We start from the raw sequence: 25656 nt of genomic DNA, 5'->3' as shown, positions 1-25656 counted from the left end.
GAAGGGTCGCGCGCGGTTGCGCGGCTCAGGACACGGTGGCTTCGTCAGTACGCTTGTCGCCCTTGTTGTCGGTCCAGGTGACGGCCACCTTGTCACCGGCCTTGGCGCCCTTGACGCTGAACTGCAGGAAGGGGTTCTTCGACACCGACGGGCCCCACTGGGCGCTGAGCACCGGCTTGCCGTTCAGGGTGGCGCTGACTTCCTGGATGAACCAGGCGGGGATCACCTTGCCGGCGCTGTCCTTGCGCTGGCCGGTTTCCATTTCGTGACTCATCAGCACGCGCACAGTGGTCTTGTCGCCAGCGGACTGGGCGCGGATGCGCATCGGATCTGCCATGGTGTGTTCTCCTGGATTGCTTGGATTCGGTGGAAGGGGGACTGTCGATCAGCCGCCGCAGCCGCCGAGCGTGACCTTGATTTCCTTGGTCGCGTAGAGCACCTTGCCGTCGGCCATCATGGCCACGGCGTACACATTGGACGACTGGCCCATCTTCACACGGGTGGCGATGTTGGCGTCGATCGCGTCGCTGACCTCGAAGACCGCCGCCAGGGCCGACGGGTTCTTCTCGATCAGGATGGCCAGGCGCTTCACACCGGGCAGGTTGGTGGATGCACCCACCGGCACCACGGCGCCGTTCTCGGCGATGTCGGGGCCGGTCAGCACCACGTCCTTGCTCTCGGTGGGCGCGGCGCCACCCAGCGACTTGACGGCCTCGGCCATCGACTTGGCATCGAAGGCCGGCTGGTTCCAGTTGGCGCGGGCTGCCGTGGGGACCAGACCGGCGGTGGCCAGCAGACCGGCGACGGTGGCGCTGTGCGCCAGCATGTCACGACGATGGATCATGGATTTCTCCTTGGATGGAAACAGAGGGTGTCGGGTGCTGTCCGGTGCCGCCAGCCCGAGGGTTGAAAGGACGGTCGACCCTGGTGGTCGACTCATTTCTTGGCGCCGGCCGCCAGCCATTGGGCAATGCTCTGGGCATCATTCTCCGACAGGGTCTGCGCAGGCATCGGGATCGCCCCCCATTGCCCTGCGCCGCCCGAGCGGATCTTGCCGCTCAGGTAGTCCACGGCGTCGGCCCGCGAGCCGTGCCGCGCAGCCACGTCGCGCAGCGACGGACCGACGATCTTGTTCTCCACGCCATGGCAGGCCACGCAGCCGTGCTTGCTGAGCAGCGCGATCGCCGGCGCTGGCGTCGCCGCCGCGGCCGGCGCCGGGCTCGCTGCGGCCGTCGCGGCCGCCCGAGGCGCCCCAGACGGCCTGGTGGTGTCGGCGCCCAGCTGCGCGCCGACGATGCGCTGCTGATCGGCCAGGTTGCCGTGCGCGTTGCGGGCGAACTCAGGCAGCAGCGACGCGACCTTGACCTCGGTGGCACAGTCCTTCATGCAGGCCGATCCTTGCACATCGGGCTTGCCGTGACCGAGTTCCTTGCCCGGCCACAGGCCATGGCGGGTCTGCATGCCGTTGCGGTTGGGGATGAGCTTCTGCACCTCGGCCATGTTGCGGTCCGACAGCACGTAATCATCCGGCAGCACGTAGGCCAGGTTCAGGATGTAGGCCACGACCGCATAGACCTCGTCGGTCTTCAGGGACTTCGGCGCGTTCCAGGGCATCGCCCGGTTGATGAAGTCGAACAGGGTGGAGACCGAGCTGAGCTTCATCATCGCCGTGCGCTCGGGGTAGGCCTCGTCGAGCAGGCGGGCCACCCGGCCGGTCTTGACATCGTCCTTGGTGGTGCCGCCGACGATGGGGCTGAAGAACTCGCGCGACTCGCCAAAGACGCCATGGCAGGCGGCGCACTTGGATTCCCAGATGTCCTGGCCCTGGGCGACCGACCCCGACCCCTTGGGCAGGCCCTGCAGGTCGGGGCGCACGTCGATGTTCCAGGCGGCGATTTCCCGCTCGGTGGCCGGGCGGCCGATGCCGTTGTAGAGGCCGCTGGACATCGGCGCCAGGCCGCCGTCGGGCTTGGGTGGCGCCGGGGTGCTGGCGCCGTGGGCCAGCGCCGCCAGGCCCAGGGCCAGGGCCAGCGCGGCGACACCGGAACGCAGATCACGACAGCTGGACATTCTTCACCTCACCATTGGCCTCGACCAGCCAGGTCTGGATGGCGTTGTTGTGGTAGATCGAGCGGGTGCCGCGCACCGCGCGCAGTTGGCGGTAGGTGGCCTGGGTGTGGCCGGTCTCGTCGGTGGCCCGGCTCTGGATCAGCGCGGGCTGGCCGTCCCAGACCCAGTCGAGGTTGAAGCGGGTCAGGCACTTCGACATCACCGGCGTCTCCAGGCGCGCCTCGCGCCAGTTGCGCCCACCGTCCACCGACACGTCGACCCGCTTGATCTTGCCGCGGCCCGACCAGGCCAGGCCGCTGATGTTGTAGAAGCCCTTGTCCAGCAGCACCTGGCCGCCCGAGGGCGTGGTGACCACGCTCTTGACCTCCATCAGGCTGCTGTACTGGCGGTGCGTGCCGTCGGGCATCAGGTCGGTGTAGCCCAGCACCTCGTCCTTGGTGCCGAAGGGCTGGTCGCCCACCTTGATGCGCCGCAGGTACTTGACCCAGCTGACGCCCTGCACCCCCGGCACCACCAGGCGCAGCGGGTAGCCCTGCTGGGGGCGCAGCATCTCGCCGTTCTGGCCCCAGGCCAGCAGCACCTCGCCGCCCTCGATCAGCGACATCGGGATGGTGCGGGTCATCGCCGAGCCGTCACCGCCCTCGGCCAGCACGAAGCGGCCGCGCCTGGCGTCGACACCGCACATGTCCAGCACCAGCTTCAGCGGCACGCCGGTGAACTCGCTGCACGACAGCATGCCGTGGGTGTACTGCGCGGTGGGCACCGCCACGTTGCCCCACTCGATCGAGGTGTTGGCGCCGCATTCGATGAAATGGAAGCGCGACACCGAGGGCAGCCGCATCAGCTCATCCATCGTGAAGACGTGCGGCTTGCTGACCAGTTTCTCGTCGGCGCCATGCACCATCAGGCGGTGCCTGGACGGATCGATGTCGTACCAGCCCTGATGGTGGCGCTCGAAGTGCAGGCCGCTGGGCGTGACGATGCCGAACAGCGACTGCAGCGGCGCGAAGGCGACCGAAGCCTGGGTGGTCTGCGACAGGCCCGGGCTCTGGCGGCGGGCCACGTTGGCCTCGAACTTCGACGGCAGGCCGTAAGGCTGCGTGGCCACGCCCTCACCCAGCGTGGTGGCGTGGGTGGGCAGGTTCAGGATGTTGTCATCGCCCCCGCTGGCCGGCACCGGGTTCGAGGTGGCCTGGGCGACGCCAGCGGCGCTGGCGCCGGCCGCGGCCGCAAAAGCGCTGCGGATGAAATGGCGGCGCCCCTGCCTGGCCTCGGCCCAGACGGTGCGGATGCCTTGCGCATCGAGGAAGTTCTCGGGCGCCTTCAGCAGCCGCCCCCCGGCGGGGAAGGGTTGCAGACGGATGCGATCGTCTTGGGTCACGGTGTCTCCTTGGGTTCGCGGCCCCGGGGGCGCGACGCCGCCTGGGCCTCAAGCCACTGGGTCAGGGCCGCCAGGCGGTCGCCGGCGATCCGGTAGAGCATGTGCACGCCGTCGCGGCGTCGGCTCAGCAGGCCGCAGCGGTACAGGGTGGCCAGGTGCTGCGACAGGTTGGGCTGGCTGGCGCCCACGCTCTCGATCAACTGGCTCACGGTGCGTTCTCCGCCCATCAGGTCGTGGACGATCCGCAGGCGCACCGGCGTCGACAGCAGGGCAAACAGCTCTGCTGCGCGTTCGAACACCCGGTCCTCTTCAGAAGAATCCACAAATCTGCCTATTGAGATATAAGCACATGCAGATATTATGTGAATGTTCCTGACACGAAACTGGTGGAAACACTGAGACATGCGCACTGCCGACCCTGACGACCACACCGCCGCACCCCCGCCCGTGCTGCTCGACGTCCGCACGCCCGCCGAGTTCGCCGGCGGCCACATCGACGGCGCACTGCACCTCCCGCTGGACCAGCTCCAGCACGCCGCGCCACGCCTGCTGCCCGACCTCGCGCAGCCACTGATCGTCTACTGCGCCTCGGGGGCACGATCGGCCTTTGCCTGCGCGGTGCTGAGCCAGATGGGCTACCGCCAGGCCATGAACGGAGGCGCCATGGCCCAGCTGGCGACAGGTCTGCAGCGCCCGCTGCGGGCAGGCTGATCGCGGCCAGACAGGTCGCCCTGCGAACCGCCCGCGGGTCGGCGCGGGCTTGACATGGGGCCGTCACTGGCCGGTATGATGTCATACCCCATTGGGTATCACGCCAAGCCGCCACGATGAACGCTGTCCCTGCCGCCAAGCCACCGCACGCCATGCGCCCTTTCTGGAACCCGCTGCTGGCCGGCATCGTTCTCGGCCTGGTGCTGCTGCTCACCTTCGTGCTCACCGGCCACGGGCTGGGCGCCACCGGGGCCTCCACCCGTCTGAGCGCCTGGCTGGGTGGCGTGATCGCTCCGCAGGCGACGGCGGCCAATGGCTACCTGGGTCCGCTGCTGGAGAACGGCAACCCCCTGCCCTCGTGGATCACCTGGCAGGTCCTCGGCGTGGCGCTGGGTGCCGGCCTGTCGGCCTGGCAGGCCGGACGCTTTCGCCTGCAACTGGATGGTCTGCGCAGCATCGGCCTGGGCCGTCGCGCGCTGACAGCGTTGGCGGGCGGCACGCTCGCCGGTGTCGGGGCCCGCGTCGCGGCGGGCTGCACCAGTGGCCTGGGCTTGTCCGGTGCCGCCACCCTGGCTGTGGCGGCCTTCGTGTTCCTGGCCACCTTCTTTGCCGCCGGGCTGCTCGCCAGCCGGCTGGTGCGGGGGATCTGAGATGCTGCCGCTGAACGATGCCGGCATGTGGTCCGGTCTGGTCTGTGGTCTGGCCTTCGGGGTGGTGCTGGAGCGGGCCGGCTTCGGCAGTCCCTGCAAGCTCACCGCCCAGTTCCGCCTGAACGACTGGTCGGTCTTCAAGGTGATGTTCACCGCCATCGTCGTGGCCGCTGCGGGCCTGTGGCTGCTGCGCATCACCGGGCTGCTGGCCGAGGATGCGCTGTACGTGCCCGCCGCCTACCTGGGCGCGGCCGCAGTGGGTGGCGCACTGGTCGGCATTGGCTTTGCGGTGGGCGGTTACTGCCCGGGCACCTCGGTCGTGGGCCTGTTCTCCGGCCGCGCCGATGCCCTGCTCTTCATTGCCGGCCTGGTGCTGGGCACCTTCGGCTTCGCCGCCGCCTGGGGCCACTCGCTGGAATCGCTGACCCGCTGGGGCGAACTGCCCAGCGGCGACACCTTCGCCGATGCCTTCGGGCTGCCCGACCTGGCGATGCTCGGCCTGCTGGCCGCCGCGCTGGTGGCGGTCTTCGTCGTCGGCGGCCGGCTGGAGCGCCGCGGCCGCGGCCCGGTCAGCGCCGAACAGGCGGTGGCCGGCGCCGACGACGAACTCACCCGGACCTGACCCCCGAATCCCGCCTTTCATCCCCGCCAGGAGTGCCCATGTCGCGTCGAAAGACCCTTGCCCAAACCCTTCCCGCGCTGATGCTGGCCGCCGGCCTGGTGGCCCCGGCCGCCCGCGCGGCCGACACGGCGGCTGCGCCCAAGGCGGCCGCCTCGTCCGCCTCGTCCGCCTCGTCCGCCGCGCCAGCCAAGGCGGCCAATCCTTGCGGCCCCAGCAACCCCTGCGGCCCGGCCAGGAAGCGCAAGAAGTCGGGCGACAACCCTTGCGGCCCGGCCAATCCCTGCGCCCCCAAGAAGGGCTGAGCCGCCCTGCCCTGCCCCATGACTTCAGCCCGGGCCACCCCTGCCGACGCCGCCGCCGAACTGGTGGCCGTGCAGTTCGCACTGGCCCGGCGCGGCCTGGGACTGGCACAGGCGGCACTGGCCGGCGCCGGCCGGGTCGAGTCACTGCGCCACTACCCCCGCGGCGACGTGATCGATGCCGACAACCGCTCGCAGTTCTACTACCACCTGCACGGCTCCAGCCGCTGCCCGGCGGCGGAGCATGGCCACTTCCATCTCTTCACGCGGCGGCCGGATGGCCGCTTCAGCCACCTCGCCGGCCTGTCGCTGGACGACCGCGGCTGGCCGCTGCGCTGGTTCACGACCAATCGCTGGGTGACCGGCGAGACATGGCAGTGGGCACCCGCCCTGTCGGCCGACATCGACCGCTTCGCCCCTCGCACCACCGGCCGTCTGGCCCCCGTGGCGCGGTGGCTGGGCGCGATGGTCTGGATCCACCGCCGCGGCCTGAAGGCCCTGCTGCGCCGCCGTGACGCCGTGGTGGCGCGACACCTGCTGCGCCGCGATGCCGACGACTTCTTCGAGGACCGCCGACACGACGTGCTCACCGAGCAGCGGATCGACCTCGCCGACACCCTGTCCCGACTCGCGGGGACACCCCCGCCCACCCCAGGAGACAACTGATGAAGCGCCTCACCCGCACCCTGGCCGCCGCCGCGCTGGCCCTGGGTCTTCAATGGGCCCAGGCCGGCGTGCTGCCCGGTCCGCTGGTCACCCCGGCCTGGCTGGCCGACAACCTCGACAAAGTCCAGGTGGTTGACGTCCGCTCCAACCCCAAGACCTACACCAGTGCCCCCGAGATCGAGACCGACAAGGCCGGCAGGAAGACCGTGGTCGAGGCCGGCGGTCACGTGCCCGGCTCGCGCCTGATCGACATGAAGACCATGCGCGTCGAGCGCCGCATCGGCGAGCAGATGGTCAAGTACATGATTCCCGAGAAGGAGGGCTTCGAGAAGGCGGTGCAGGCCGCGGGCATCGACGCCGGCAAGCCGATCGTGCTGGTGCCGCTGGGCACTGAGGCCGCCGACGTGGACGACGCGCTGCGTGTCTACTGGCAGTTCAAGGTCTATGGCGAGGACCAGATCACCGTGCTCGACGGCGGCATTGCCCAGTGGGCGCTGGACGGCCGCGCCGTCAGCACCGAGGCCGCGGCACCCCGCAGCGGCAACTGGAAGGCCACGGACGATCGCAGCGGCCGCTATTTCGCCACGTCAGACGATGTGGCCAAGGCCATCGCCGGCAAGTCGGCCACGCTGGTCGACGCGCGCGACGCCCGCCAGTACCACGGCCTGTCCAAGCGCGACTATGTGTTCGCCTATGGCCACCTGGAGGGTGCCCGTCTGTACAGCCCGGACCTGCTGCTGAAGTCGGCCAACGGCGTGGTGAGCTTCATGAGCCCGGCGACCTACAAGGGCCTGATGAGCGCCCAGGGCATCGACCCCGCCGCACCGGCCATCACCTACTGCAACAGCGGCCACCTGTCGTCGGGCCCGTGGTTCGTGCTCTCCGAGTTGCTGGGCAACAGCCGCGCCAGCCTCTACGACGGCTCGCTGCACCAGTGGACACTGGAAAAGCGCAACCTGGTCGGCGCCGTGCCGCTGAACTGAGGCGCCTGCTCCGACATGAACGCTGACGACGCTGCGGCCGACCAGTTGCCCCTGATCGACCAGGAGGACAGGCTGATGGCCTCGCTCGTGCCGCTGGCGGGCTGCCGCCTCGTCGAGGTCGGCTGTGGCCCTGCGCGGCTGCTGCGGCAGCTGCTGCAGCAGGTGGACGGCCTGGAATGCGCAGCCCTTGAGGTGGACCGGGTGCAACTGGCGCGCAACCGCAGCGAACCGGTCTGCCCGGGCCTGCACTTCATCGAGGCCAGCGCCGCCGCGATGCCCTTGCCCGACGGCTGGGCCGACGGCGTGCTGATGCTGAAATCCTTGCACCACGTGCCGCTGGACGAATTGGACACCGCCCTGGACGAGGTGGCCCGGGTGCTGCGACCCGGCGGCTGGTTCTACGTGTCCGAGCCGATCTACGCCGGTGCCCTCAATGCGCTGATCCGGCTGTTCAACGACGAGGGCGTGGTGCGTGCGGCGGCCCAGGCAGCGCTGGACCGCGCGCTGGCCCGCGGGCGCTTCACCGCGGTCAGCGAACACCGCTTCGCCCAGGCCGTGGCCTACCCCGACTTCGACAGCTTCGAGCAACGCATGATGCGCCCCAGTTTCGCCGACCACCGGCTGACGCCCGAGCTGATCGCCGCGGTGCGCCAGCGCTTCGAGCCGCACTGCGGCCCGCAGGGCGCGCGTTTCGTGCGCCCGATGCACGTGCGGCTGCTGCGCCGCCGCTGAGCCTGAGCGCGGCCCTTCAGGGCTTCAGGTAGGCCCAGCCCTGCAGCTGCAGCTTGGTGATGCGCACCACGCCACTGGGCGTGAAGTCGGCCTCCTGGATGAACTGCTCCTTCTTCAGGTTGCGGTTCTTCAGCGTGATCTCGCAGACCTCGAACTTCACGCCGCGGTTCTTCAGACCGGCGACCAGCGGCTCGTACTCGGTGTCGTTGCGGTCCTTGGCGCCCTCCATCAGGAAGTCCACACCGTTGGCGTGGGCGACGACGGTGATCTGTGCGGACGGGTCGGTGTCGAGGTGGTTGCGCACATTGCGCAGGCCGGCCAGCGCCTGGGTGGCGGTGTCGCTGATGTGGTAGACCACCTTGTCCTGGGCGGCGGCCAGACCCGCCAGGGTGGTCAGGGCCAAGGCCAGCACGGTGGCGCGGACGGATTTCATCAGCAACTCCTGATATTCAACCGCGCGCACGGTACGCGCTGGCATGAGCGGCGTCAATCGGTGTCAACTCAGCAGCCAGAGCACGCCGCTCAGGCTGAGGAAGGAACTGGCGGTGGCCAGCAGCAGGGCGGCGGCGCAGAACCCCTCGTGGCCGTGTCGCTGCGCCAGCATCGGGTAGATGCTCAGCATCGGCGCAGCGGCCGCCACGATGCCGGCGGCGCGCAGCGGGTCGCCGGCCGGCAGCAGCGGCAGCATGCACAGCGCCACCGCCAGCGGGTGACCCACCAGCTTGCCCAGCGCCACCACCAGCAGGTCCTTGTCGAGGTGGCCCTTGTGCAGGCCGGCCAGCGCACCACCGATGACCACCAGCGCGGCCCCGGCAGCAGCCCGGCCCAGCAGATCGATCGAGCGCGCCAGCGGCGGCGGCATCGTCAGGCCCAGCGCCGACCACAGCAGCCCGGCGACGATCGCCAGCAGCATCGGCTGGCGGGCCAGTGGTGCCAGGGCGTCGCGCAGGCGCTGCCAGGCCCGCGAGCGGTTCGACGCCGGCTCGGCCAGCACGAACAGCAGCGGCAGCACCACCAGGTTCTCGACCAGGAAGACCAGCGCCAGCGCGGGGGCTGCCGCCGCCCCCATCCAGGTCATCAGCACCGGGGTGCCGACGAAACCGGTGTTCGAGCAGGACATGCCGGCGCCCATCAACGCGCGCATCGACGGCTCGCGGCGACGCGCCCACCACCAGCCCAGCGCAAAGCTCAGGACCGAACCGCCCCCATAGGCCAGCAGGAAACGCCACTGCAGCATCTCGGCCAGTGGCCGCGAGGTGACGATCTGGAACAGCAGCGCCGGCAGCGCCACGCGGATCACGAACAGGCCCACCGCACGCATCACGCCCGCCTCCAGCCAACCGCTGCGCACCGACAGGAAACCCACCGCCATCAGCAGGTAGATCGGGGCGGTGATGGACAGGATCTGCGTCATGGGGTGGATGATCGCCCGGCCACGCGATGCCAGCGATGCCGGCGCGCGAAGGCTGCTATGCAGCCCGCAAAGCACAACGCCACCGCAAGGGTGGCGTCGCTGGGACCGTGGTGGGCGGTGCAGGGTTCGAACCTGCGACCCCTGCCGTGTGAAGGCAGTGCTCTACCGCTGAGCTAACCGCCCGGTTCAGGGCATGCGGGGCTTGGTGGGCGGTGCAGGGTTCGAACCTGCGACCCCTGCCGTGTGAAGGCAGTGCTCTACCGCTGAGCTAACCGCCCAAGCCGGGCATTTTCTGATGTCTTCTGGCCTTCTGCTGAAGGTTGAGACCCGGAAAAGCCTTTGATTATGCCACAAGCTGGCGCCACAGGGTCTTGCCGCCGCTGGCCTTGTCGAGTTCGGTCAGCACGGCCTCGTGCGCCCGGGCTTCGTCCTCGTCCGGCTCCAGCGTCGGCAGGGCCATCGCGGACAGGTCGATCTGGGCCAGCGCCAGGGTGGCGGCAGCGCTGCTGTCGCCGCCGGCATCGATGACCAGCGAGCCCTGCCCGCGGGTCATGTTGATGTAGACGTCGGCCAGCAGCTCGGCATCCAGCAAGGCGCCGTGGAAGGTGCGGCCCGAGTTGTCCACCTCCAGCCGGCGGCACAGCGCATCCAGCGAGTTGGCCTTGCCGGGGAACATCTCGCGCGCCATCACCAGCGAGTCGGTGATCTGCGCCACCGCCTGGCGGAACACCGGGCGGCCCAGGCGGCGCAGTTCCTCGTCCAGGAAACCCAGGTCGAAGGGCGCGTTGTGGATGATCACCTCGGCCCCGGCCACGAACGCCAGCAACTCGTCCACGGCCGACGCGAAGAGCGGCTTGTCGGCCAGGAACGCATCGGTCAGGCCGTGCACCCGGGTGGCCTCTTCCGGCACCGGGCGCTGAGGGTTGAAGTAGCAGTGCAGGTGGCGGCCGGTCAGGCGCCGGTTGTCCATCTCCACGCAGGCCAGCTCGACGATGCGGTCGCCGCTCTCGGGCGACAGGCCGGTGGTCTCGGTGTCCAGGAAGATCTGCCTCATGCCATGGCCTCCGCGCGCTTGTGGCGGCCCGCCCAGAGCCACAGCGCCAGACCGCCCGCCACCATCGGCAGGCTCAGCCACTGGCCCATGCTCAGGTTCAGCGCCAGGGTGCCCAGGAAGTCATCGGGTTCGCGGAAATACTCGGCGACGAAGCGCAGCACGCCGTAGCCGATCAGGAACATGGCCGTCACCCGGCCCAGCGGGCGCTGGCGCCGGCTGTAGAGCCACAGCACGACGAACAGCAGCAGGCCCTCCAGCGCGAACTGGTAGAGCTGCGACGGGTGGCGGGCGATCTCCAGCCCCGATTGCGGAAACACCATGGCCCAGGGCAGGCCGGGGTCGGCGGCGCGGCCCCACAACTCGCCATTGATGAAGTTGCCGATGCGGCCGCTGGCCAGACCGGTGGGCACGCAGGGGGCGACCAGGTCCATCACGGCCAGGAACCCCAGCTGGCGGCGCCAGGCGAACACCGCCATCGCCACCGCCACGCCCAGCATGCCGCCGTGGAAGGACATGCCGCCCTTCCAGATCGCGAACACCTCCAGCGGGTGCGTGGCATACCAGCCCGGCTTGTAGAACAGCACATAGCCCAGTCGCCCGCCCACCACCACGCCGACCACGCCGAAGAACAGCAGGTCCTCGACATCGCGGCGCGTCCAGCCCTCCTCGGCGAACCAGGGCAGCCGGGTGCGCAGCGTGGCCAGCCACAGGAACAGGCCAAAGGCCACGAGGTAAGTGATGCCATACCAGTGGACCTGCAGCGGCAGGCCCAGCCCGGTCAGGTCCAGGGCGATCGGGTTGAATTGCGGATGCGTCAGCATGGGCAGGGATCATATCGGCCCCGGCTGGGCGAAAATGGCGGGTTCATGCTTTCCAACCCTGTCAAGGTTCCGCCGATGCCCGCCTACCGCTCCAAGACCTCCACCGCCGGCCGCAACATGGCGGGTGCCCGCTCGCTGTGGCGCGCCACGGGCATGAAGGACGAGGACTTCAGCAAGCCCATCATCGCCATCGCCAACAGCTTCACGCAGTTCGTGCCCGGCCACGTGCACCTGAAGGACCTGGGCCAGCTGGTGGCGCGCGAGATCGAGGCCGTCGGCGGCGTGGCCAAGGAGTTCAACACCATTGCGGTGGACGATGGCATCGCGATGGGCCACGACGGCATGCTGTACTCGCTGCCCAGCCGCGACATCATCGCCGACTCGGTCGAGTACATGGTCAACGCCCACTGCGCCGACGCGCTGGTGTGCATCTCCAACTGCGACAAGATCACCCCGGGCATGCTGATGGCCGCAATGCGGCTGAACATCCCGGTGATCTTCGTCAGCGGCGGCCCGATGGAGGCCGGCAAGGTCAAGCTGGCGGTGCCCGGCACCTCGACCATCCAGATCAAGAAGCTCGACCTGATCGACGCCATGGTCATGGCCGCCGACAGCAAGGTCAGCGACGCCGAGGTGGCCGAGGTCGAACGCTCGGCCTGCCCGACCTGCGGCTCCTGCTCGGGCATGTTCACCGCCAACTCGATGAACTGCCTGACCGAGGCGCTGGGCCTGTCGCTGCCCGGCAATGGCACCGTGGTGGCCACCCACGCCGACCGCGAGCAGCTGTTCAAGCGCGCCGGCCGCCTGGCCGTGGAGCTGTGCCAGCGCTACTACGAGGGCGGCGATGAACGGGTGCTGCCGCGCAGCATCGGCAAGAAGGCCTTCGAGAACGCGATGACGCTGGACATCGCGATGGGTGGCTCGACCAACACCATCCTGCACATCCTGGCCGCCGCCCAGGAGGCCGGCATCGATTTCGACATGGCCGACATCGACCGCCTCTCGCGGGATGTGCCGCAGTTGTGCAAGGTGGCGCCCAACACCAACAAGTACCACATCGAGGACGTGCACCGCGCCGGCGGCATCATGGCCATCCTGGGCGAGATCGAGCGCGCCGGCAAGCTGCACACCGACGCTCCCACCGTGCACGCCCCCACGATGGGCGACGCGCTGGCCCAGTGGGACATCCGCCGCACCCAGGACGAGGCGGTCCAGACCTTCTACAGGGCCGGTCCGGCCGGCATCCCCACGCAGGTGGCCTTCAGCCAGGCCACCCGCTGGCCCAGCCTGGATCTGGACCGTGCCGAAGGCTGCATCCGCTCGTACGAGCACGCCTTCAGCAAGGAAGGCGGCCTGGCGGTGTTGCGCGGCAACATCGCCCTGGACGGCTGCGTGGTGAAGACCGCCGGCGTCGACGACAGCCTGCTGGTTTTCGAGGGCCCGGCCCACGTGGTCGAGAGCCAGGACGAGGCGGTCGAGCACATCCTGGCCGACCAGGTGAAGGCGGGTGATGTGGTGGTGGTGCGCTACGAGGGCCCCAAGGGCGGCCCGGGCATGCAGGAAATGCTCTACCCGACCAGCTACATCAAGTCCAAGGGCCTGGGCAAGGCCTGCGCGCTGCTGACCGACGGCCGCTTCTCGGGCGGCACCTCGGGGCTGTCGATCGGCCACTGCTCGCCCGAAGCGGCGGCCGGCGGCACGATCGGTCTGGTGAAGAATGGCGACCGCATCCGCATCGACATCCCGAACCGCTCGATCAGCCTGCTGGTCGACGATGACGAACTGGCCCGCCGCCGCGCTGCCCAGGATGCCCAGGGCTGGAAGCCGGCGCAGCCGCGGCCGCGCAAGGTGTCGGCCGCGCTGAAGGCCTACGCGCTGCTGGCCACCTCGGCCGACAAGGGCGCGGTGCGCGACCTGTCCAAGCTGGAAGACTGACCGGCCCGGCGGCGCTCAGCGCCGCCGGAAGCTGCTGCTGCGCTGGTCGGGGCCCAGGCCCATCGCCTCGATGTGGCGCTTGCGGCGCTCCTTCTGCTTCTCGAGCTCGCGGTCCATCTCGCGGCGCTTGGTCAGGCCGGTGCCGTCGGCCCAGGCCCACCAGGCCAGCGCCAGCAGAAAAGGCACCGAGAACTTGGCAAAACCCGTCAGCGAGAACGGGTCCCAGGCCGCGGTCGGCCCGATGCCGGCAAAGTGCAGCAGCAACATCAGGACGCCGATCACGATGAAGGCCATGGGGTAACTCCTGTGAAACACGGATGCGACAGCGCCTGCCCGCCGTCAACCGAACTCCTTAGAATCCGTTGTGGCACTGTATCTTGTTTGTGTCCACCCCTCTTAGGAAGGAACCCATGAAAGCTCTGTTCGCCCTGATCGCCGCGGTGGCCGTGACCGCCCCCGCCTTCGCCAACCAGGAACTGGCGCAGAAGAAGAACTGCCTGGCCTGCCACGCGGTCGACAAGAAGGTCGTTGGCCCGTCCTACAAGGAGGTGGCGGCCAAGTACGCGGGCGACAAGACCGCCGCTGCCAAGCTGGCCGAGAAGATCCAGAAGGGTGGCGTGGGCACCTGGGGCCAGGTCCCGATGCCTCCCAACCAGGTCACCCCGGACGAGGCCAAGACCCTGGCCGCCTGGGTCCTGTCCCAGAAGTGATCGGGCGCGGCCCGCGCCGCAGCCGATCCGAACAGCCCCGCTCCGCGGGGCTTTTTCTTGCCCATCGCCGACGCGCAGCGGTTATCGTCGCGCCTGATGAACAGCACCACTGCGCCGTGCGTGATCGACGTTGAGGCCTCCGGCTTCGGCCGCGGAAGCTACCCGATCGAGGTGGGCTACGTCCGCCATGACGGTCGCGGCTGGTGCTCGCTGGTCATCCCGGCCGAGGACTGGCAGCACTGGGACACCCAGGCGCAGACCGTGCACGGCATTGCGCGCGAGACACTGGAACGCCATGGCCGCTCGCCGGCCGAGGTGGCCCGACAGCTCAACCAGGACCTGGACGGCCTGACGGTCTACACCGACGCCTGGGGCAACGACATGCCCTGGCTGCACAAGCTGCATGACGAGGCCGGGGTGCCACTGCGCTACCGGGTGGCGCCGGTGGCGCAACTGCTGGACGATCGGCGCCTGCCCGACCTGGGCGCGCTGCGCCAGCAGGCCTTCCAGGCGCTGGGCATCACCCGCCACCGGGCCAGCAGCGACGCCCGGGCACTGCAATGGGCCCTGGAGCAATTGCTGAACTGAGCGAACTGTGGCGCGGAGATGAGAAAGGGGCGCTGAGGCGCCCCTTCGTCCTTCGCCGCTTGGCGGCAATCAGTTGTTCTCGCCCAGCTGATCGAGGATGGCGGATTGTGGTGCCCGCTCACGTCGCTGCGCGACATGAGCAGGCCCCGAATCCCGCATGCCGCCTCGCGGCGGCCGGCGCTGCGCGCCGCTCGATCAGTTGTTCTCGCCCAACTGATCGAGGATGGCTGATTGTGGTGCCTGCTCACGTCGCTGCGCGACATGAGCAGGCCCCGAACCCCGCAGGCCGCCTCACGGCGGCCGGCGCTGCGCGCCGCTCGATCAGTTGTTCTCGCCCAACTGATCGAGGATGGCGGGATTCTCCAGGGTGGAGGTGTCCTGGGTGATGGCTTCGCCCTTGGCCAGCGAGCGCAGCAGGCGGCGCATGATCTTGCCCGAGCGGGTCTTGGGCAGGTTGTCGCCGAAGCGGATGTCCTTGGGCTTGGCGATCGGGCCGATCTCCTTGCCCACGTGGTCGCGCAGCTGCTTGGCGATCGCCTTGGCTTCGTCGCCGGTGGGGCGGGGACGCTTGAGCACCACGAAGGCGCAGATCGCCTCGCCGGTGGTGTCGTCCGGACGGCCGACCACGGCGGCCTCGGCCACCAGTTCGGTGCAGCTGACCAGCGCCGACTCGATCTCCATCGTGCCCATGCGGTGGCCCGAGACGTTCAGCACGTCGTCGATGCGGCCGGTGATGGTGAAGTAGCCGGTCTTCTCGTCACGGATGGCACCGTCGCCCGCCAGGTAGTACTTGCCCTTGAAGTCTTCCGGGTAGTAGGACTTCTTGAAGCGCTCCGGGTCGCCCCAGATGGTGCGGATCATCGACGGCCAGGGCTTCTTGCAGACCAGGATGCCGCCCTTGCCCCAGGGCAGGTCGTTGCCGACCTCGTCGACCACCGCGAACTGGATGCCCGGGAAGGGCAGCGTGCACGAGCCCGGCACCAGCGGCGTGGCGCCCGGCAGCGGGGTGATCATGTGGCCGCCGGTCTCGGTCTGCCAGAAGGTGTCGACGATCGGGCAGCGGCCGCCGCCCACGTGCTGGTGGTACCACTCCCAGGCGGCCGGGTTGATCGGCTCGCCCACCGAGCCCAGCAGGCGCAGGCTGGACAGGTCGTAGCTCTTCGGGTGCACCGCGTCATTGGCCTCGGCGGCCTTGATCAGCGAGCGGATGGCCGTGGGCGCGGTGTAGAAGATCGAGACCTTGTGGTCCTGGATCATCTTCCAGAAGCGGCCGGCATCCGGGTAGGTGGGCACGCCCTCGAAGACGATCTCGGTGCCGCCCAGGGCCAGCGGGCCGTAGGTGATGTAGGTGTGGCCGGTGACCCAGCCGATGTCGGCCGTGCACCAGAAGACGTCATCGGCCTTGAGGTCGAAGGTCCACTTGGTGGTGAGTGCTGCATGCAGCAGGTAGCCGCCGGTGCTGTGCTGCACGCCCTTGGGCTTGCCGGTGGAGCCGGAGGTGTAGAGCAGGAACAGCGGGTGCTCGGCCTCGACCCACTCGGGCTCGCAGGTGGTGGGCAGGCCCGACACCAGATCGTCCATCCACTGGTCGCGGCCGGCGGTCATCGCGCACTTGGCGTCGCCGCGCTTGACCACCAGCACCTTCTGGATCGAGTCGCAGCCGCCCAGGCCCAGGGCCTCGTCGACGATGGCCTTCAGCGGCAGTTGCTTGCCGCCGCGCACCTGGCAGTCGGCGGTGATGATGGCCTTGGCGCCGGTGTCCTCGATGCGGTCACGCAGCGACTGGGCCGAGAAGCCGCCGAACACCACCGAGTGGGTGGCGCCGATGCGGGCGCAGGCCTGCATGGCGGCCACGCCGTCGACCGACATGGCGATGTAGATCATCACCCGGTCGCCCTTCTTGATGCCCAGGCTCTTCAGGCCGTTGGCGATCTGGCAGGTCTTGGCCAGCAGTTCGCTGTAGCTGACCTTGGTGACTTCGCCGCCGTCGGCTTCGAAGATGATCGCGGTCTTGTCGCCCAGGCCGCGCTCGACGTTGCGGTCCAGGCAGTTGTAGGAGGCGTTCAGGGTGCCGTCCTCGAACCACTTGAAGAACGGCGCCTCGGCCTCGTTGAGCACCTTGGTGAACGGCGTCTTCCAGCTGATCAGCTCCTTGGCCAGGCGGCCCCAGTAGCCTTCGTAGTCGGTCTCGGCTTCCTTGCACAGGGCCTCATAGGCAGCCATGCCGCTGACGTGGGCCTGGGCCGCGAAATCGGCCGGCGGTGCATAGACCTTGAGTTCTTCGCTCATCGAATGTCTCCTCGAAGCTCGGATTGATGCGTTGCACACCATGTGCGTCCTGGGCGAATGGTCGTCTGGCCGTCTGACGACCGCCTTACTCTGGTGCGCTCGCCCGCCGCGCCAGCCGGATGCCGGCGCACAGCATGGGTGCAGTTGAAAGTCTAGTGTGCACCTGGGGGCGCCGATACCCCGTCGAAGCCCGGGGGTGCTGTCCTAGAATCGCCGCTCCCTGCTCCACGGCCCGCACCATGGCATCACACAACAACACCGACCGCCCGCGCCTGAACCCGCTGGCCAACCTGATCTTCGCCAGTCGCTGGCTGCAGTTGCCGCTGTACTTCGGGCTGATCGTCGCGCAAGGCGTGTACGTCTACAACTTCTGTCTCGAACTGACACACCTGGTGGAGGCCGCCTTCGGCAACCAGCATGCGCTGCAGATCCTGGTCGAAAGCCTGGGCTACAAGGCCAACCCGATCCTGTCGGCCGACGGCAAGCCGGTGGGCATGGACGAGATCAAGGGCCTGAACGAGACCATCATCATGCTGGTGCTGCTGGGCATGATCGACGTGGTGATGATCTCCAACCTGCTGATCATGGTCATCGTCGGCGGCTACGACACCTTCGTCAGCCGCATGAAGCTCGAAGGCCACCCCGACGAGCCGGAATGGCTGAGCCACGTCAACGCCTCGGTGCTGAAGGTCAAGCTGGGCATGGCGCTGATCGGCATCAGCTCGATCCACCTGCTCAAGACCTTCATCAACGCCGACAAGATCACCGACCGCGTGGTGCTGGCGCAGATCGCGATCCACGTGGCCTTCCTGCTGTCGGCCCTGGCGCTGGCCTATGCCGACAAGCTGCTGCAGGACAGCAGCCGCGCCAGCCATCCGCCGCACTGAACCCTCTTGCAAGGCTGGTGACAGTCCGGTGACTACACTGGACGGCTCCGGCCATCACCGCCCGAACGCCATGTCCACCACGATCAAGTACGCCGACCTCGTCGAGAGCGTCGCCGCCGCGCTGCAGTACATCAGCTACTACCACCCGGCCGACTACATCGCCCACCTGGCCCGCGCCTACGAGCGCGAGGAATCCGCCGCCGCCAAGGACGCGATCGCCCAGATCCTGACCAACTCGCGCATGTGCGCCGAGGGCAAGCGACCCATCTGCCAGGACACCGGCATCGTCAACGTCTTCCTGAAGATCGGCATGGATGTGCGCTGGGAAGGCTTCAGCGGCTCGATCCAGGACGCCGTCGACGAGGGCGTGCGCCGTGCCTACAACCACCCGGACAACCGGCTGCGCGCCTCGGTGCTCTCGGACCCCATCTTCGAGCGCAAGAACACCAAGGACAACACGCCGGCGGTGGTCTTCATGGAGGTGGTGCCGGGCAACACCGTCGACGTGATCGTCGCGGCCAAGGGTGGCGGCTCCGAGAACAAGTCCAAGGTCTACATGCTCAACCCCAGCGACAACATCGTCGACTGGGTGCTGAAGACCGTGCCCACGATGGGTGCCGGCTGGTGCCCGCCGGGCATCCTGGGCATCGGCGTCGGCGGCACGGCCGAGAAGGCGGCGCTCCTGGCCAAGGAGTCGCTGATGGACGACATCGACATGTACGAGCTGCTGGCCCGTGGCCCGCAGAACAAGCTCGAGGAAATGCGCATCGAGCTCTATGAGAAGGTCAACGCACTGGGCATCGGCGCCCAGGGCCTGGGCGGCCTGACCACGGTGCTGGACGTCAAGATCAAGACCTACCCCACGCACGCCGCCAGCAAGCCGATCGCCATGATTCCGAACTGTGCCGCCACCCGCCACGGCCACTTCGTGCTGGATGGCTCGGGCCCGGCCTACATGGAGCCGCCCAGCCTGGACCTGTGGCCCGATGTCAGCTGGGCCCCCGACTACAACAAGTCGCGCCGGGTGGACCTGAACACCCTGACCCCGGCCGAGGTGGCCAGCTGGAAGCCCGGCGACACCCTGCTGCTCAACGGCAAGATGCTGACCGGCCGTGACGCCGCCCACAAGCGCATCCAGGACATGCTGGCCAAGGGCGAGCCGCTGCCGGTGGACTTCACCAACCGCGTCATCTACTACGTCGGCCCGGTCGATCCGGTGCGTGACGAGGTGGTCGGCCCGGCCGGCCCCACCACCGCCACCCGCATGGACAAGTTCACCGAGATGATGCTGGCCCAGACCGGCCTGATCGCGATGGTGGGCAAGGCCGAGCGCGGCCCGGTGGCCATCGAGGCCATCAAGAAGCACCAGTCGGCCTACCTGATGGCGGTGGGCGGCAGCGCCTACCTGGTGTCCAAGGCGATCAAGGCCGCCAAGGTGGTGGGCTTTGCCGACCTGGGCATGGAAGCCATCTACGAGTTCGACGTGGTCGACATGCCGGTCACCGTGGCGGTGGATGCCGGCGGCACCAGCGCCCACATCGAAGGCCCGAAGACCTGGCAGGCCAAGATCGGCAAGATCCCGGTGGCGGTGGCCTGACCCCCTGCCCCCCGCGCCCTGGCACAGGCCCCGCACCGCGGGGCCTGCGTCTTTCAGGCCTGGCGGATCACCCGCTGCGGGTAAGGGATCTCCACGCCCAGGCGCGACAGCAGCGCCAGGATCGCCAGGTTGACGCCCGAGCGCACGCCGCCGGCGCCGTTCTCCAGGTCGGTGATCCAGAAGTTCACCGTCAGCTCCAGCCCGTCGGCCGCGAAGGCCGACAGGTGCACCACCGGGGCCGGCTCGGCCATCACCCGCGGCACCTGCGTCACCGCCGCCACGATCTGCGGGAACAGCGCATCCAGATCGGTGCCGTAGGCCACGGGCACCGTGGTCTGCAGCAGCACCTGCGGGTCGGCCAGCGAGGAGTTCTCCACCCGCTGGGTGATCAGCATCTCGTTGGGCACGATGGCCTCGCGACCGCCGGGTGAGCGGATCACGGTGTAGCGCATCGCGATGTCGGTGATGCGGCCCTCGAAGTTGTCCACCCGCACGGTGTCGCCAATGCGCAGCGAGCGCTCGGTGAGGATCACGAAGCCCGACACATAGTTGGCCGCCAGCTTCTGCAGGCCCAGGCCGATGCCCACGCCCATCGCGCCGCCCAGCACCGACAGCGCGGTCAGGTCGATCCCCACCGCGGTCAGGCCCACCAGCAGGCCCACGAACACCAGCAGCGCGCGCACGGTGTTGGCCACCACCTTGCGCAGCGACAGGTTCTCGCCGCTGGCGCCGCTGAGCAGCCGCGCCTCGATCGCCGCCGAGATCCACAGCGCCACGATCAGCACCACGCCCGCGCTGACCGTGCCCTCCACCAGCGTGCGCAGCGACACAGTGGAGCCGCCCATCTTCCAGTGGATCTCCTCCATGGCCGACAGCAGTTCGGGCAGCAGGCCGGTGACCCAGCCCACCATGCCGGCCCAGACCAGCCACGAGATCGAGCGCTCGATCACCCGCACCACGCGCGACGTGGGAAAGGCCGCTTCCAGCACCCGCACCGCCAGCCGGATCACCGCGAAGGCCACCAGCACCGGGATGACGATCTTGAACACCGCCACGTGCACGTCGGCCGCCACCAGCGCACGTCGCGCTGCCAGCGCCAGGCCCAGGGCCAGCACCGGGAACAACAGACCATCGACCAGCCGGCGGCCGAACAGCACCGAGGGTGCAGCGCTGGCCGCGGCGCCGCGCAGCAGGCGCACCAGGGCCCAGGCCAGGCCCAGGCAGCCGGCAATCACCGCCAGCTCGAGCGCTGCGCTCGGGTGGGTCAGCGCGTTGAGAAATTCCTGCAGGCTGGGGGCGGCATCCGTGGTCATCGCCGGATTGTCACCCGGCCCGTCACGTCACACGTCGGCCAGGGCCCGCAGATGCGCCGCCACGCTGCGCGCCAGCGAACTCAGCGTGTAGCCGCCTTCCAGGCACGAGACGATGCGGCCCTGGCAGTGCCGCTGCGCGACATCCTTCAGGCGGCGGGTGATCCATTCGTAGTCGGCCTCGACCAGCCCGAGCTGGCCCAGGTCGTCCTCGCGGTGGGCGTCAAAGCCGGCCGAGATGAAGATCATCTGCGGCTTGAAGGTCTCCAGGCGCGGCATCCAGTTGGCTTCGATGATCTCGCGGATCTCGCCGCCGCGGGTGTAGGCCGGGATCGGCACGTTGAGCATGTTCTCGCCCATCGGCACGCCACCGCTGAACGGGTAGAGCTGGTCCTGGAAGAAGCTCACCATCAGGATGCGGTCGTCGCCGGCGACGATGTCCTCGGTGCCGTTGCCGTGGTGCACATCGAAATCGATGATCACCACCCGCTCCAGGCCGCGCACGTCCACCGCATGCCGGGCGGCGATGGCCACGTTGTTGAAGAAGCAGAAGCCCATGCTCTGCGAGCGCGTCGCGTGGTGGCCCGGCGGGCGGATCGCGCAGAAGGCGTTCTCGGCGCGGCCGTCCAGCACCGTGTCGGTGGCGGCCACCGCGGCACCGGCCGCTCTGAGCGCGGCCTGCCAGGTGTGCGGGCACACCAGGGTGTCCGGGTCCAGCGCACGGTGTTCACCCGTCTCGGTGGCCTGCTTCATGAACTCGTCGAGCTCCAGCAGGTAGCCCTCGGAGTGGGCCAGCATCAGGTCGGAGTGGCTGGCCAGCGGCGGATCCATGCGCGTGAGCGCGATGTCCAGACCGGTGGAGAGCAGGTGGTCCTCGATGGCGTCCAGACGCTGAGGGCACTCGGGGTGGCCGTTGCCCATGTCGTGGCGGCGGCAGTCGGGGTGGGTGAAAAAGGCCGTGGTCATGGCGTCATGCCCCCGCACAGGCGACGGCATTTGTCTTCCTCTGGTTGTGAGCTATCGTGCCTCCATGATGAGCGCACGCTGGACCGAACGATTGACCCAACTCAAGGGTCAGATTAGCACGATCGTCGTCGGCAAACCGACCCAGGTGGACGACTGCCTGGCCTGCCTGCTGGCCGGCGGCCACCTGCTGGTGGAGGACCTGCCCGGTGTGGGCAAGACCACACTGGCGCATGCACTGGCGATCTCGCTGGGCCTGCAGTTCTCGCGCGTGCAGTTCACCGCCGACCTGATGCCCAGCGACCTGATCGGCGTCAGCGTGTTCGAGCGCAGCAACGAGCGTTTCGTGTTCCATCCGGGGCCGGTGTTCGCCCAGGTGCTGCTGGCCGACGAGATCAACCGCGCCGGTCCGAAGACGCAGAGCGCGCTGCTCGAGGCCATGGAAGAGCACCAGGTCAGTATCGATGGTGCCACCCGTGCCTTGCCCCGGCCTTTCTTCGTCATCGCCACCCAGAACCCGGGCGAGCAGCTGGGCACCTACCCGCTGCCGGAAAGCCAGCTCGACCGCTTCCTGATGTGCATCAGCCTGGGCTACCCGGACGTCCGGGCCGAGCGCGCCCTGCTGGCGGGCGAGGACCGGCGCGAGCTGCTGGCCCGCCTGAAGCCGGTGCTCGGTCCTGAGGAGCTGCTGCAGGCCATGGCCGCGGTCGGCCAGATCCATGTGTCCGAGCCGCTGCTGGACTACCTGCAGGCGCTGATCGCCGCCACCCGCTCGGGCCGCTGGTTCGTCGATGGCCTGTCGCCGCGCGCCGGCATCGGCGTGCTGCGCGTGGCGCGCGCCCGGGCGCTGCTGGTGGGCCGCGACCACGTCACCCCGGATGACCTGCAGGCGGTGCTGCCGCAGGCCATTGCCCACCGCCTGCAGCCGGTGTCGGGCGCGGGCCGCGGTCGGCGTGAGCAGGTCCGCGCGATGCTGCAGGCGGTGCCGCTGCCTTGATCGGCTTGCGACAGCGCCTGCGCCAGGCCTGGCATGCGCGGCACCGGGCCAGCGAGCGCCATGAGCTGAACCAGCGCAACATCTACATCGTGCCCACGCGCGCGGGGCTGGCCTTCATCGTCATGCTGCTGCTGCTGCTGATCGGCTCGATCAACTACCAGCTGAACCTGGGCTATGCGCTGACCTTCCTGCTGGCGGGTGCGGCGTTGGCGTCGATGCACATCACCCACGCCAGCCTGCGCGGCCTGAGCCTGCACCTGCGCCCGGTGGCCGCCTGCCACGCCGGGCAGGCCAGCGCGCTGGAACTGCAGATCGCCAATCCTGGTCGCGAGCGCCACGGCGTGGGCCTGGGCCTGCAGCCGGATGCGGGGGCGGCCGCGCTGGCCTGGGCGGAGATTGGCGCCCAGGGCCAATCGGCGCTGACCCTGACCCTGGCCTGCCCCCAGCGCGGCCTGCACCCGCTGCCGCTGCTGCGCATCGAAAGCCGATTCCCCTTCGGCCTGTTCCGTGCCTGGTCGCTGTGGCGGCCCGCCGGCCAGGTCTGCGTCTGGCCCGCGCCCGAGCAGCCCGAGCCGCCGCTGCCGGTCGCCGCGGGTGCCAGCGACGACAGCGGCGAGCGGCGCCGCGCCGAGCAGGGGGAGTTCGACGGCGTGCGGCCCTGGCGCCGTGGCGACAGCCCGCGCCGCATCGCCTGGAAGAAGCTGGCGCACAGTGGCGAATGGGTCAGCCGCGAGGGCAGCGAGCCGCAGGCACCGCCGCTGTGGCTGGATCTGGCCGACACGCCCGGCGCGGGCATCGAAGCCCGGCTGTCGCGCCTTACCGCCTGGGCCCTGGCCTGCGAACGCAGCCAACGCCCCTGGGGTCTGCGCGCTGGCGGCCGCGAATGCCCGGTCAGCGTTGGCGCCGTGCACCTGGAGCAGGGTCTGCGCCTGCTGGCGGAGTACCGCGGATGACGCCATTGCCACGCGACACCCGCGACACCTGGCTGCTGCTGGGCCTGATCGGCTGGACGGTGATGCCCCACCTGTGGCGCCAGCCGCTGTGGCTGGCCGTGCTGTGCGTGGGCGTGCTGCTCTGGCGCGGCTGGCTGGCCGCGCGCCAGGCGCCACTGCCCCGGCGCTGGGTGCTGCTGGCGCTGCTGTTGCTGCTGGGCGTGCTGACCTGGCAGAGCCAGCGCACCCTGGTCAGTCGCGACGCGGGAGTGCTGCTGCTGGTCTCGCTGATGGCCCTGAAGACGCTGGAGATGCGCGCCCAGCGCGACGCGATGCTGCTGTTCTTCCTGGGCTTCTTCGTCGTGCTGACGAATTTCCTGTATTCGCAGTCGCTGGCCCTGGCGGCGGCCATGGCCTTGGCGGTGTGGGGCTGGCTGACGGTGCTCACCCTGGCCCACATGCCGGCCGGTCGGCCGACGCTGGCGTCGGCTGCCGGCCTGGCCCTGCGCGCCACCGCCTGGGGCACACCGGTGATGCTGGCGCTGTTCCTGCTGTTCCCGCGCCTGGCGCCGCTGTGGTCGGTGCCCGGCGACGGCGCGGTCACCGGCCTGTCCGACAGCATGCAGCCGGGCGACGTGGCCGAGCTGGCGCTGGACGACAGCGTGGCGCTGCGCCTGCGCTTCGAGGGTCGGCCGCCGCCGGCCGCGTCGCTGTACCTGCGGGGGCCGGTGCTGGTGCGCCAGGATGGCCGACGCTGGCGCACCGCGCCGGGCCTGGGCGAGTCGAGCCGCTCGTCCACCGTGAGCACCGAGGGCCCCGGACTGGGCTACGAGATCACGATCGAGCCTGGCCGCACGCGCTCGCTGCCCCTGCTGGAGCTGACGCCCAATGCCCCCGCCGGCCTGCCCCCCGAGCTGTCCAACGAGCTGCGCCAGGAGCCGGGCCTGCAGTGGAGCCTGAACGTGCCCACCAGCGCGCGGCTGCGCCTGCAGGCACGCGCCTGGCCGCAGGGCCGGCTGAGCGGCGACCTGGGCCGCGGCGAGCGCCGCGTGCTGCTGTCGCTGGCACCGGGCGCGCACCCGCGCATGCGGGCCTGGGCCCAGTCGCTGCTGGACACCTCGCCCAGCCTGCAGCAGGCCGGCCCGCTCGCCTGGGCGCAGACGGTGCTGCGCCATGTGCGCGAACAGCCCTTCCGCTACACGCTGTCGCCCGGCCCCTACGAGGGCGACGTGGTCGACGAGTTCTGGTTCGACCGCCGCGCCGGCTTCTGCGAACACTATGCCTCGGCCTTCGTGGTGGCGATGCGCGCACTGGGCGTGCCCGCGCGCATCGTCACCGGCTACCAGGGCAGCGACCCCCAGCCGGTGGACGGCTACCTGGTGGTCCGCCAAAGCAACGCCCACGCCTGGGCCGAGATCTGGGTCGAGGGCCAGGGCTGGCTGCGCGTCGACCCCACCGCCGCGGTCGCACCCGAGCGCATCGAACGTGGCCGCGCCCTGCCCGCCCCGACCGGCCTGGTGGCCGGCACGCTGGACACGGTCAGTCCCGGCCTGAGCCTGGTCCTGCGCCAATGGGCCGAGGCGCTGGACAACCGCTGGAACCAGTGGGTGCTGGGCTATGGCCGCCAGGAACAGTACCGGCTGCTGGAGGACCTGGGTTTCGAGACGCCAGACATGGCCACGCTGGGCCGCGCGCTGGCGGTGCTGATGGCCCTGGCGGCCACGGCAGGCGCGGTGTGGGTTTGGCTGGACCGGCGCCGCCGCACGCCCTGGCAACGGCTGCAGGCCTGGCTGATCCAGGAACTGGACCGGCTGGACGTGGTGGCCGACGACACCATGAGCCCCGCGGCCATGGCCCGGCAGCTGCAGCAGCGGCACGGCGCGTCCGCAGCACCACTGGTGGCGCAGCTCGACGCCCTGCAGGCCTGGCGCTACGCCCCCGCCGTGGCGGGGACGCCGCAGCCCCGTGCGTCCTGGCGCGATTGGCAGCGCCGCCTGCGCCAGGCCCGGCGGGCCGTGGCCCTGCCTGACGCCAGCTCCCGATAA

28 protein-coding genes and 2 tRNA genes are annotated in these 25656 nt (G+C 69.6%); 15 read left to right on the top strand and 15 right to left on the bottom strand.

Translation table 11 applies throughout. The features are described 5' to 3' along the window. Positions 1 to 25: 25 nt before the first annotated feature. The 5 genes from soxZ to KAK03_RS09845 all read right to left on the bottom strand — a co-directional run bounded on the left by soxZ (position 26) and on the right by KAK03_RS09845 (position 3774). Positions 26 to 337 (bottom strand): thiosulfate oxidation carrier complex protein SoxZ, encoded by a 312-nt coding sequence (soxZ, locus tag KAK03_RS09865; protein WP_210853790.1) that lies wholly within the window; start codon positions 335 to 337, stop codon positions 26 to 28. Positions 338 to 385: 48 nt separating this feature from the next. Beyond that, a complete protein-coding gene (gene soxY, locus KAK03_RS09860) occupies positions 386 to 844 on the bottom strand; it encodes a thiosulfate oxidation carrier protein SoxY (protein ID WP_210853789.1) in 459 nt (152 codons plus the stop codon). 92 nt (positions 845 to 936) lie between these two features. Next, a complete protein-coding gene (locus KAK03_RS09855; protein ID WP_210853788.1) occupies positions 937 to 2070 on the bottom strand; it encodes a c-type cytochrome in 1134 nt (377 codons plus the stop codon). Beyond that, positions 2054 to 3451 carry a sulfite dehydrogenase gene (gene soxC / locus KAK03_RS09850; protein ID WP_310738546.1) on the bottom strand — a complete coding sequence of 466 codons (1398 nt, stop codon included), beginning with the start codon at positions 3449 to 3451 and terminating at the stop codon, positions 2054 to 2056. Before soxC ends, KAK03_RS09855 begins: the two co-directional genes overlap by 17 nt. Continuing rightward, positions 3448 to 3774, bottom strand: coding sequence for an ArsR/SmtB family transcription factor (locus KAK03_RS09845; RefSeq protein WP_310738545.1), 327 nt, complete (start codon positions 3772 to 3774; stop codon positions 3448 to 3450). The genes soxC and KAK03_RS09845 overlap by 4 nt, the downstream gene beginning before the upstream one ends. Before the next feature lie 79 nt (positions 3775 to 3853). On the opposite strand from KAK03_RS09845, the gene KAK03_RS09840 reads away from it, so the two are divergent. The 7 genes from KAK03_RS09840 to KAK03_RS09810 all read left to right on the top strand — a co-directional run bounded on the left by KAK03_RS09840 (position 3854) and on the right by KAK03_RS09810 (position 8114). Continuing rightward, on the top strand, positions 3854 to 4162 hold the full coding sequence (locus tag KAK03_RS09840) for a rhodanese-like domain-containing protein (protein WP_210853786.1): 309 nt from the start codon (positions 3854 to 3856) through the stop codon (positions 4160 to 4162). 116 nt (positions 4163 to 4278) lie between these two features. Beyond that, the gene (locus tag KAK03_RS09835; RefSeq protein ID WP_247661060.1) at positions 4279 to 4812 is read left to right on the top strand and encodes a YeeE/YedE thiosulfate transporter family protein; all 534 of its coding nucleotides are present in this window, start codon (positions 4279 to 4281) and stop codon (positions 4810 to 4812) included. A 1-nt stretch (position 4813) separates the two neighbouring features. Further along, positions 4814 to 5434: a DUF6691 family protein gene (locus KAK03_RS09830; protein WP_210853785.1), complete on the top strand. Its 621-nt coding sequence runs from the start codon at positions 4814 to 4816 to the stop codon at positions 5432 to 5434. Positions 5435 to 5472: 38 nt separating this feature from the next. Further along, positions 5473 to 5736, top strand: coding sequence for a hypothetical protein (locus KAK03_RS09825; protein ID WP_210853784.1), 264 nt, complete (start codon positions 5473 to 5475; stop codon positions 5734 to 5736). A gap of 18 nt (positions 5737 to 5754) precedes the next feature. Further along, positions 5755 to 6399 (top strand): DUF6969 family protein, encoded by a 645-nt coding sequence (locus KAK03_RS09820; RefSeq protein WP_210853783.1) that lies wholly within the window; start codon positions 5755 to 5757, stop codon positions 6397 to 6399. Then, complete coding sequence (locus KAK03_RS09815; RefSeq protein ID WP_210853782.1) at positions 6399 to 7382, top strand: sulfurtransferase; 984 nt, start codon at positions 6399 to 6401, stop codon at positions 7380 to 7382. The genes KAK03_RS09820 and KAK03_RS09815 overlap by 1 nt, the downstream gene beginning before the upstream one ends. A gap of 15 nt (positions 7383 to 7397) precedes the next feature. After that, on the top strand, positions 7398 to 8114 hold the full coding sequence (locus tag KAK03_RS09810; protein ID WP_210853781.1) for a class I SAM-dependent methyltransferase: 717 nt from the start codon (positions 7398 to 7400) through the stop codon (positions 8112 to 8114). 16 nt (positions 8115 to 8130) lie between these two features. Here KAK03_RS09810 and KAK03_RS09805 read toward each other — a convergent pair whose 3' ends face one another. The 6 genes from KAK03_RS09805 to lgt form a co-directional block, all read right to left on the bottom strand. Beyond that, a complete protein-coding gene (locus tag KAK03_RS09805) occupies positions 8131 to 8547 on the bottom strand; it encodes a DsrE family protein (RefSeq protein WP_210853780.1) in 417 nt (138 codons plus the stop codon). Between the two features lie 63 nt (positions 8548 to 8610). Continuing rightward, the gene (locus KAK03_RS09800) at positions 8611 to 9528 is read right to left on the bottom strand and encodes an AEC family transporter (protein WP_210853779.1); all 918 of its coding nucleotides are present in this window, start codon (positions 9526 to 9528) and stop codon (positions 8611 to 8613) included. Positions 9529 to 9636: 108 nt separating this feature from the next. After that, positions 9637 to 9711: transfer RNA gene (locus KAK03_RS09795), tRNA-Val, on the bottom strand. A 20-nt stretch (positions 9712 to 9731) separates the two neighbouring features. Continuing rightward, positions 9732 to 9806 (bottom strand) — tRNA-Val (locus tag KAK03_RS09790). 65 nt (positions 9807 to 9871) lie between these two features. Continuing rightward, the gene (gene dnaQ, locus KAK03_RS09785; protein ID WP_210853778.1) at positions 9872 to 10582 is read right to left on the bottom strand and encodes a DNA polymerase III subunit epsilon; all 711 of its coding nucleotides are present in this window, start codon (positions 10580 to 10582) and stop codon (positions 9872 to 9874) included. Next, entirely contained in the window at positions 10579 to 11403 is an 825-nt protein-coding gene (gene lgt / locus KAK03_RS09780) for a prolipoprotein diacylglyceryl transferase (protein WP_210853777.1), read from the bottom strand. Before lgt ends, dnaQ begins: the two co-directional genes overlap by 4 nt. Before the next feature lie 75 nt (positions 11404 to 11478). Here lgt and ilvD point away from each other — a divergent pair, with 75 nt between their 5' ends. Beyond that, positions 11479 to 13338: a dihydroxy-acid dehydratase gene (ilvD, locus tag KAK03_RS09775; protein ID WP_210853840.1), complete on the top strand. Its 1860-nt coding sequence runs from the start codon at positions 11479 to 11481 to the stop codon at positions 13336 to 13338. A 15-nt stretch (positions 13339 to 13353) separates the two neighbouring features. Here the strand turns inward: ilvD and KAK03_RS09770 are convergent, their stop codons facing one another. After that, positions 13354 to 13632: a TIGR04438 family Trp-rich protein gene (locus KAK03_RS09770; RefSeq protein ID WP_210853776.1), complete on the bottom strand. Its 279-nt coding sequence runs from the start codon at positions 13630 to 13632 to the stop codon at positions 13354 to 13356. A 116-nt stretch (positions 13633 to 13748) separates the two neighbouring features. Between KAK03_RS09770 and KAK03_RS09765 the strand changes: the two genes are divergently transcribed. Beyond that, complete coding sequence (locus KAK03_RS09765) at positions 13749 to 14048, top strand: c-type cytochrome (protein WP_210853775.1); 300 nt, start codon at positions 13749 to 13751, stop codon at positions 14046 to 14048. A gap of 96 nt (positions 14049 to 14144) precedes the next feature. After that, positions 14145 to 14636, top strand: a complete 492-nt coding sequence (locus KAK03_RS09760; protein WP_210853774.1) for a 3'-5' exonuclease — start codon at positions 14145 to 14147, stop codon at positions 14634 to 14636. Positions 14637 to 14957: 321 nt separating this feature from the next. Here the strand turns inward: KAK03_RS09760 and acs are convergent, their stop codons facing one another. Next, on the bottom strand, positions 14958 to 16925 hold the full coding sequence (gene acs, locus KAK03_RS09755) for an acetate--CoA ligase (protein ID WP_210853773.1): 1968 nt from the start codon (positions 16923 to 16925) through the stop codon (positions 14958 to 14960). Between the two features lie 239 nt (positions 16926 to 17164). Between acs and KAK03_RS09750 the strand changes: the two genes are divergently transcribed. Both KAK03_RS09750 and KAK03_RS09745 read left to right on the top strand, forming a co-directional pair. Then, entirely contained in the window at positions 17165 to 17812 is a 648-nt protein-coding gene (locus tag KAK03_RS09750) for a YqhA family protein (RefSeq protein ID WP_210853772.1), read from the top strand. 70 nt (positions 17813 to 17882) lie between these two features. Further along, positions 17883 to 19409 carry a fumarate hydratase gene (locus KAK03_RS09745; RefSeq protein WP_210853771.1) on the top strand — a complete coding sequence of 509 codons (1527 nt, stop codon included), beginning with the start codon at positions 17883 to 17885 and terminating at the stop codon, positions 19407 to 19409. A 53-nt stretch (positions 19410 to 19462) separates the two neighbouring features. On the opposite strand, the gene KAK03_RS09740 is transcribed toward KAK03_RS09745, so the two are convergent. Next, positions 19463 to 20722: a mechanosensitive ion channel family protein gene (locus KAK03_RS09740; RefSeq protein ID WP_210853770.1), complete on the bottom strand. Its 1260-nt coding sequence runs from the start codon at positions 20720 to 20722 to the stop codon at positions 19463 to 19465. A 27-nt stretch (positions 20723 to 20749) separates the two neighbouring features. Beyond that, entirely contained in the window at positions 20750 to 21685 is a 936-nt protein-coding gene (locus KAK03_RS09735; RefSeq protein ID WP_210853769.1) for a histone deacetylase family protein, read from the bottom strand. Positions 21686 to 21749: 64 nt separating this feature from the next. On the opposite strand from KAK03_RS09735, the gene KAK03_RS09730 reads away from it, so the two are divergent. The 3 genes from KAK03_RS09730 to KAK03_RS09720 are packed head-to-tail and all read left to right on the top strand — an operon-like array spanning position 21750 to position 25656. Then, entirely contained in the window at positions 21750 to 22679 is a 930-nt protein-coding gene (locus KAK03_RS09730; protein ID WP_375140974.1) for an AAA family ATPase, read from the top strand. Then, on the top strand, positions 22676 to 23632 hold the full coding sequence (locus KAK03_RS09725; RefSeq protein WP_210853768.1) for a DUF58 domain-containing protein: 957 nt from the start codon (positions 22676 to 22678) through the stop codon (positions 23630 to 23632). Before KAK03_RS09730 ends, KAK03_RS09725 begins: the two co-directional genes overlap by 4 nt. Then, the gene (locus KAK03_RS09720) at positions 23629 to 25656 is read left to right on the top strand and encodes a transglutaminase TgpA family protein (protein ID WP_247661059.1); all 2028 of its coding nucleotides are present in this window, start codon (positions 23629 to 23631) and stop codon (positions 25654 to 25656) included. Before KAK03_RS09725 ends, KAK03_RS09720 begins: the two co-directional genes overlap by 4 nt.

The organism is Ideonella alba (genome assembly GCF_018069845.1).
GTDB classification, from domain to species: Bacteria; Pseudomonadota; Gammaproteobacteria; order Burkholderiales; family Burkholderiaceae_C; genus Ideonella; species Ideonella alba.
Note: the sequence above shows the minus strand (reverse complement) of the source record. Positions and strands in the feature narration are given on the sequence as shown.

Bases quoted from the DNA above. Each gene is read 5' to 3' on its own strand.
- KAK03_RS09745 (WP_210853771.1), top strand. From the start codon at position 17,883: ATGTCCACCACGATCAAGTACGCCGACCTCGTCGAGAGCGTCGCCGCC.
- ilvD (WP_210853840.1), top strand. From the start codon at position 11,479: ATGCCCGCCTACCGCTCCAAGACCTCCACCGCCGGCCGCAACATGGCG.
- KAK03_RS09825 (WP_210853784.1), top strand. From the start codon at position 5,473: ATGTCGCGTCGAAAGACCCTTGCCCAAACCCTTCCCGCGCTGATGCTG.
- KAK03_RS09830 (WP_210853785.1), top strand. From the start codon at position 4,814: ATGCTGCCGCTGAACGATGCCGGCATGTGGTCCGGTCTGGTCTGTGGT.
- acs (WP_210853773.1), bottom strand. From the start codon at position 16,925: ATGAGCGAAGAACTCAAGGTCTATGCACCGCCGGCCGATTTCGCGGCC.
- lgt (WP_210853777.1), bottom strand. From the start codon at position 11,403: ATGCTGACGCATCCGCAATTCAACCCGATCGCCCTGGACCTGACCGGG.
- KAK03_RS09840 (WP_210853786.1), top strand. From the start codon at position 3,854: ATGCGCACTGCCGACCCTGACGACCACACCGCCGCACCCCCGCCCGTG.
- KAK03_RS09805 (WP_210853780.1), bottom strand. From the start codon at position 8,547: ATGAAATCCGTCCGCGCCACCGTGCTGGCCTTGGCCCTGACCACCCTG.
- KAK03_RS09740 (WP_210853770.1), bottom strand. From the start codon at position 20,722: ATGACCACGGATGCCGCCCCCAGCCTGCAGGAATTTCTCAACGCGCTG.
- KAK03_RS09770 (WP_210853776.1), bottom strand. From the start codon at position 13,632: ATGGCCTTCATCGTGATCGGCGTCCTGATGTTGCTGCTGCACTTTGCC.
- KAK03_RS09750 (WP_210853772.1), top strand. From the start codon at position 17,165: ATGGCATCACACAACAACACCGACCGCCCGCGCCTGAACCCGCTGGCC.
- KAK03_RS09730 (WP_375140974.1), top strand. From the start codon at position 21,750: ATGATGAGCGCACGCTGGACCGAACGATTGACCCAACTCAAGGGTCAG.
- KAK03_RS09810 (WP_210853781.1), top strand. From the start codon at position 7,398: ATGAACGCTGACGACGCTGCGGCCGACCAGTTGCCCCTGATCGACCAG.
- soxY (WP_210853789.1), bottom strand. From the start codon at position 844: ATGATCCATCGTCGTGACATGCTGGCGCACAGCGCCACCGTCGCCGGT.
- soxZ (WP_210853790.1), bottom strand. From the start codon at position 337: ATGGCAGATCCGATGCGCATCCGCGCCCAGTCCGCTGGCGACAAGACC.
- KAK03_RS09720 (WP_247661059.1), top strand. From the start codon at position 23,629: ATGACGCCATTGCCACGCGACACCCGCGACACCTGGCTGCTGCTGGGC.
- KAK03_RS09765 (WP_210853775.1), top strand. From the start codon at position 13,749: ATGAAAGCTCTGTTCGCCCTGATCGCCGCGGTGGCCGTGACCGCCCCC.
- KAK03_RS09815 (WP_210853782.1), top strand. From the start codon at position 6,399: ATGAAGCGCCTCACCCGCACCCTGGCCGCCGCCGCGCTGGCCCTGGGT.
- dnaQ (WP_210853778.1), bottom strand. From the start codon at position 10,582: ATGAGGCAGATCTTCCTGGACACCGAGACCACCGGCCTGTCGCCCGAG.
- KAK03_RS09835 (WP_247661060.1), top strand. From the start codon at position 4,279: ATGAACGCTGTCCCTGCCGCCAAGCCACCGCACGCCATGCGCCCTTTC.
- KAK03_RS09855 (WP_210853788.1), bottom strand. From the start codon at position 2,070: ATGTCCAGCTGTCGTGATCTGCGTTCCGGTGTCGCCGCGCTGGCCCTG.
- KAK03_RS09735 (WP_210853769.1), bottom strand. From the start codon at position 21,685: ATGACCACGGCCTTTTTCACCCACCCCGACTGCCGCCGCCACGACATG.
- KAK03_RS09820 (WP_210853783.1), top strand. From the start codon at position 5,755: ATGACTTCAGCCCGGGCCACCCCTGCCGACGCCGCCGCCGAACTGGTG.
- KAK03_RS09760 (WP_210853774.1), top strand. From the start codon at position 14,145: ATGAACAGCACCACTGCGCCGTGCGTGATCGACGTTGAGGCCTCCGGC.
- KAK03_RS09800 (WP_210853779.1), bottom strand. From the start codon at position 9,528: ATGACGCAGATCCTGTCCATCACCGCCCCGATCTACCTGCTGATGGCG.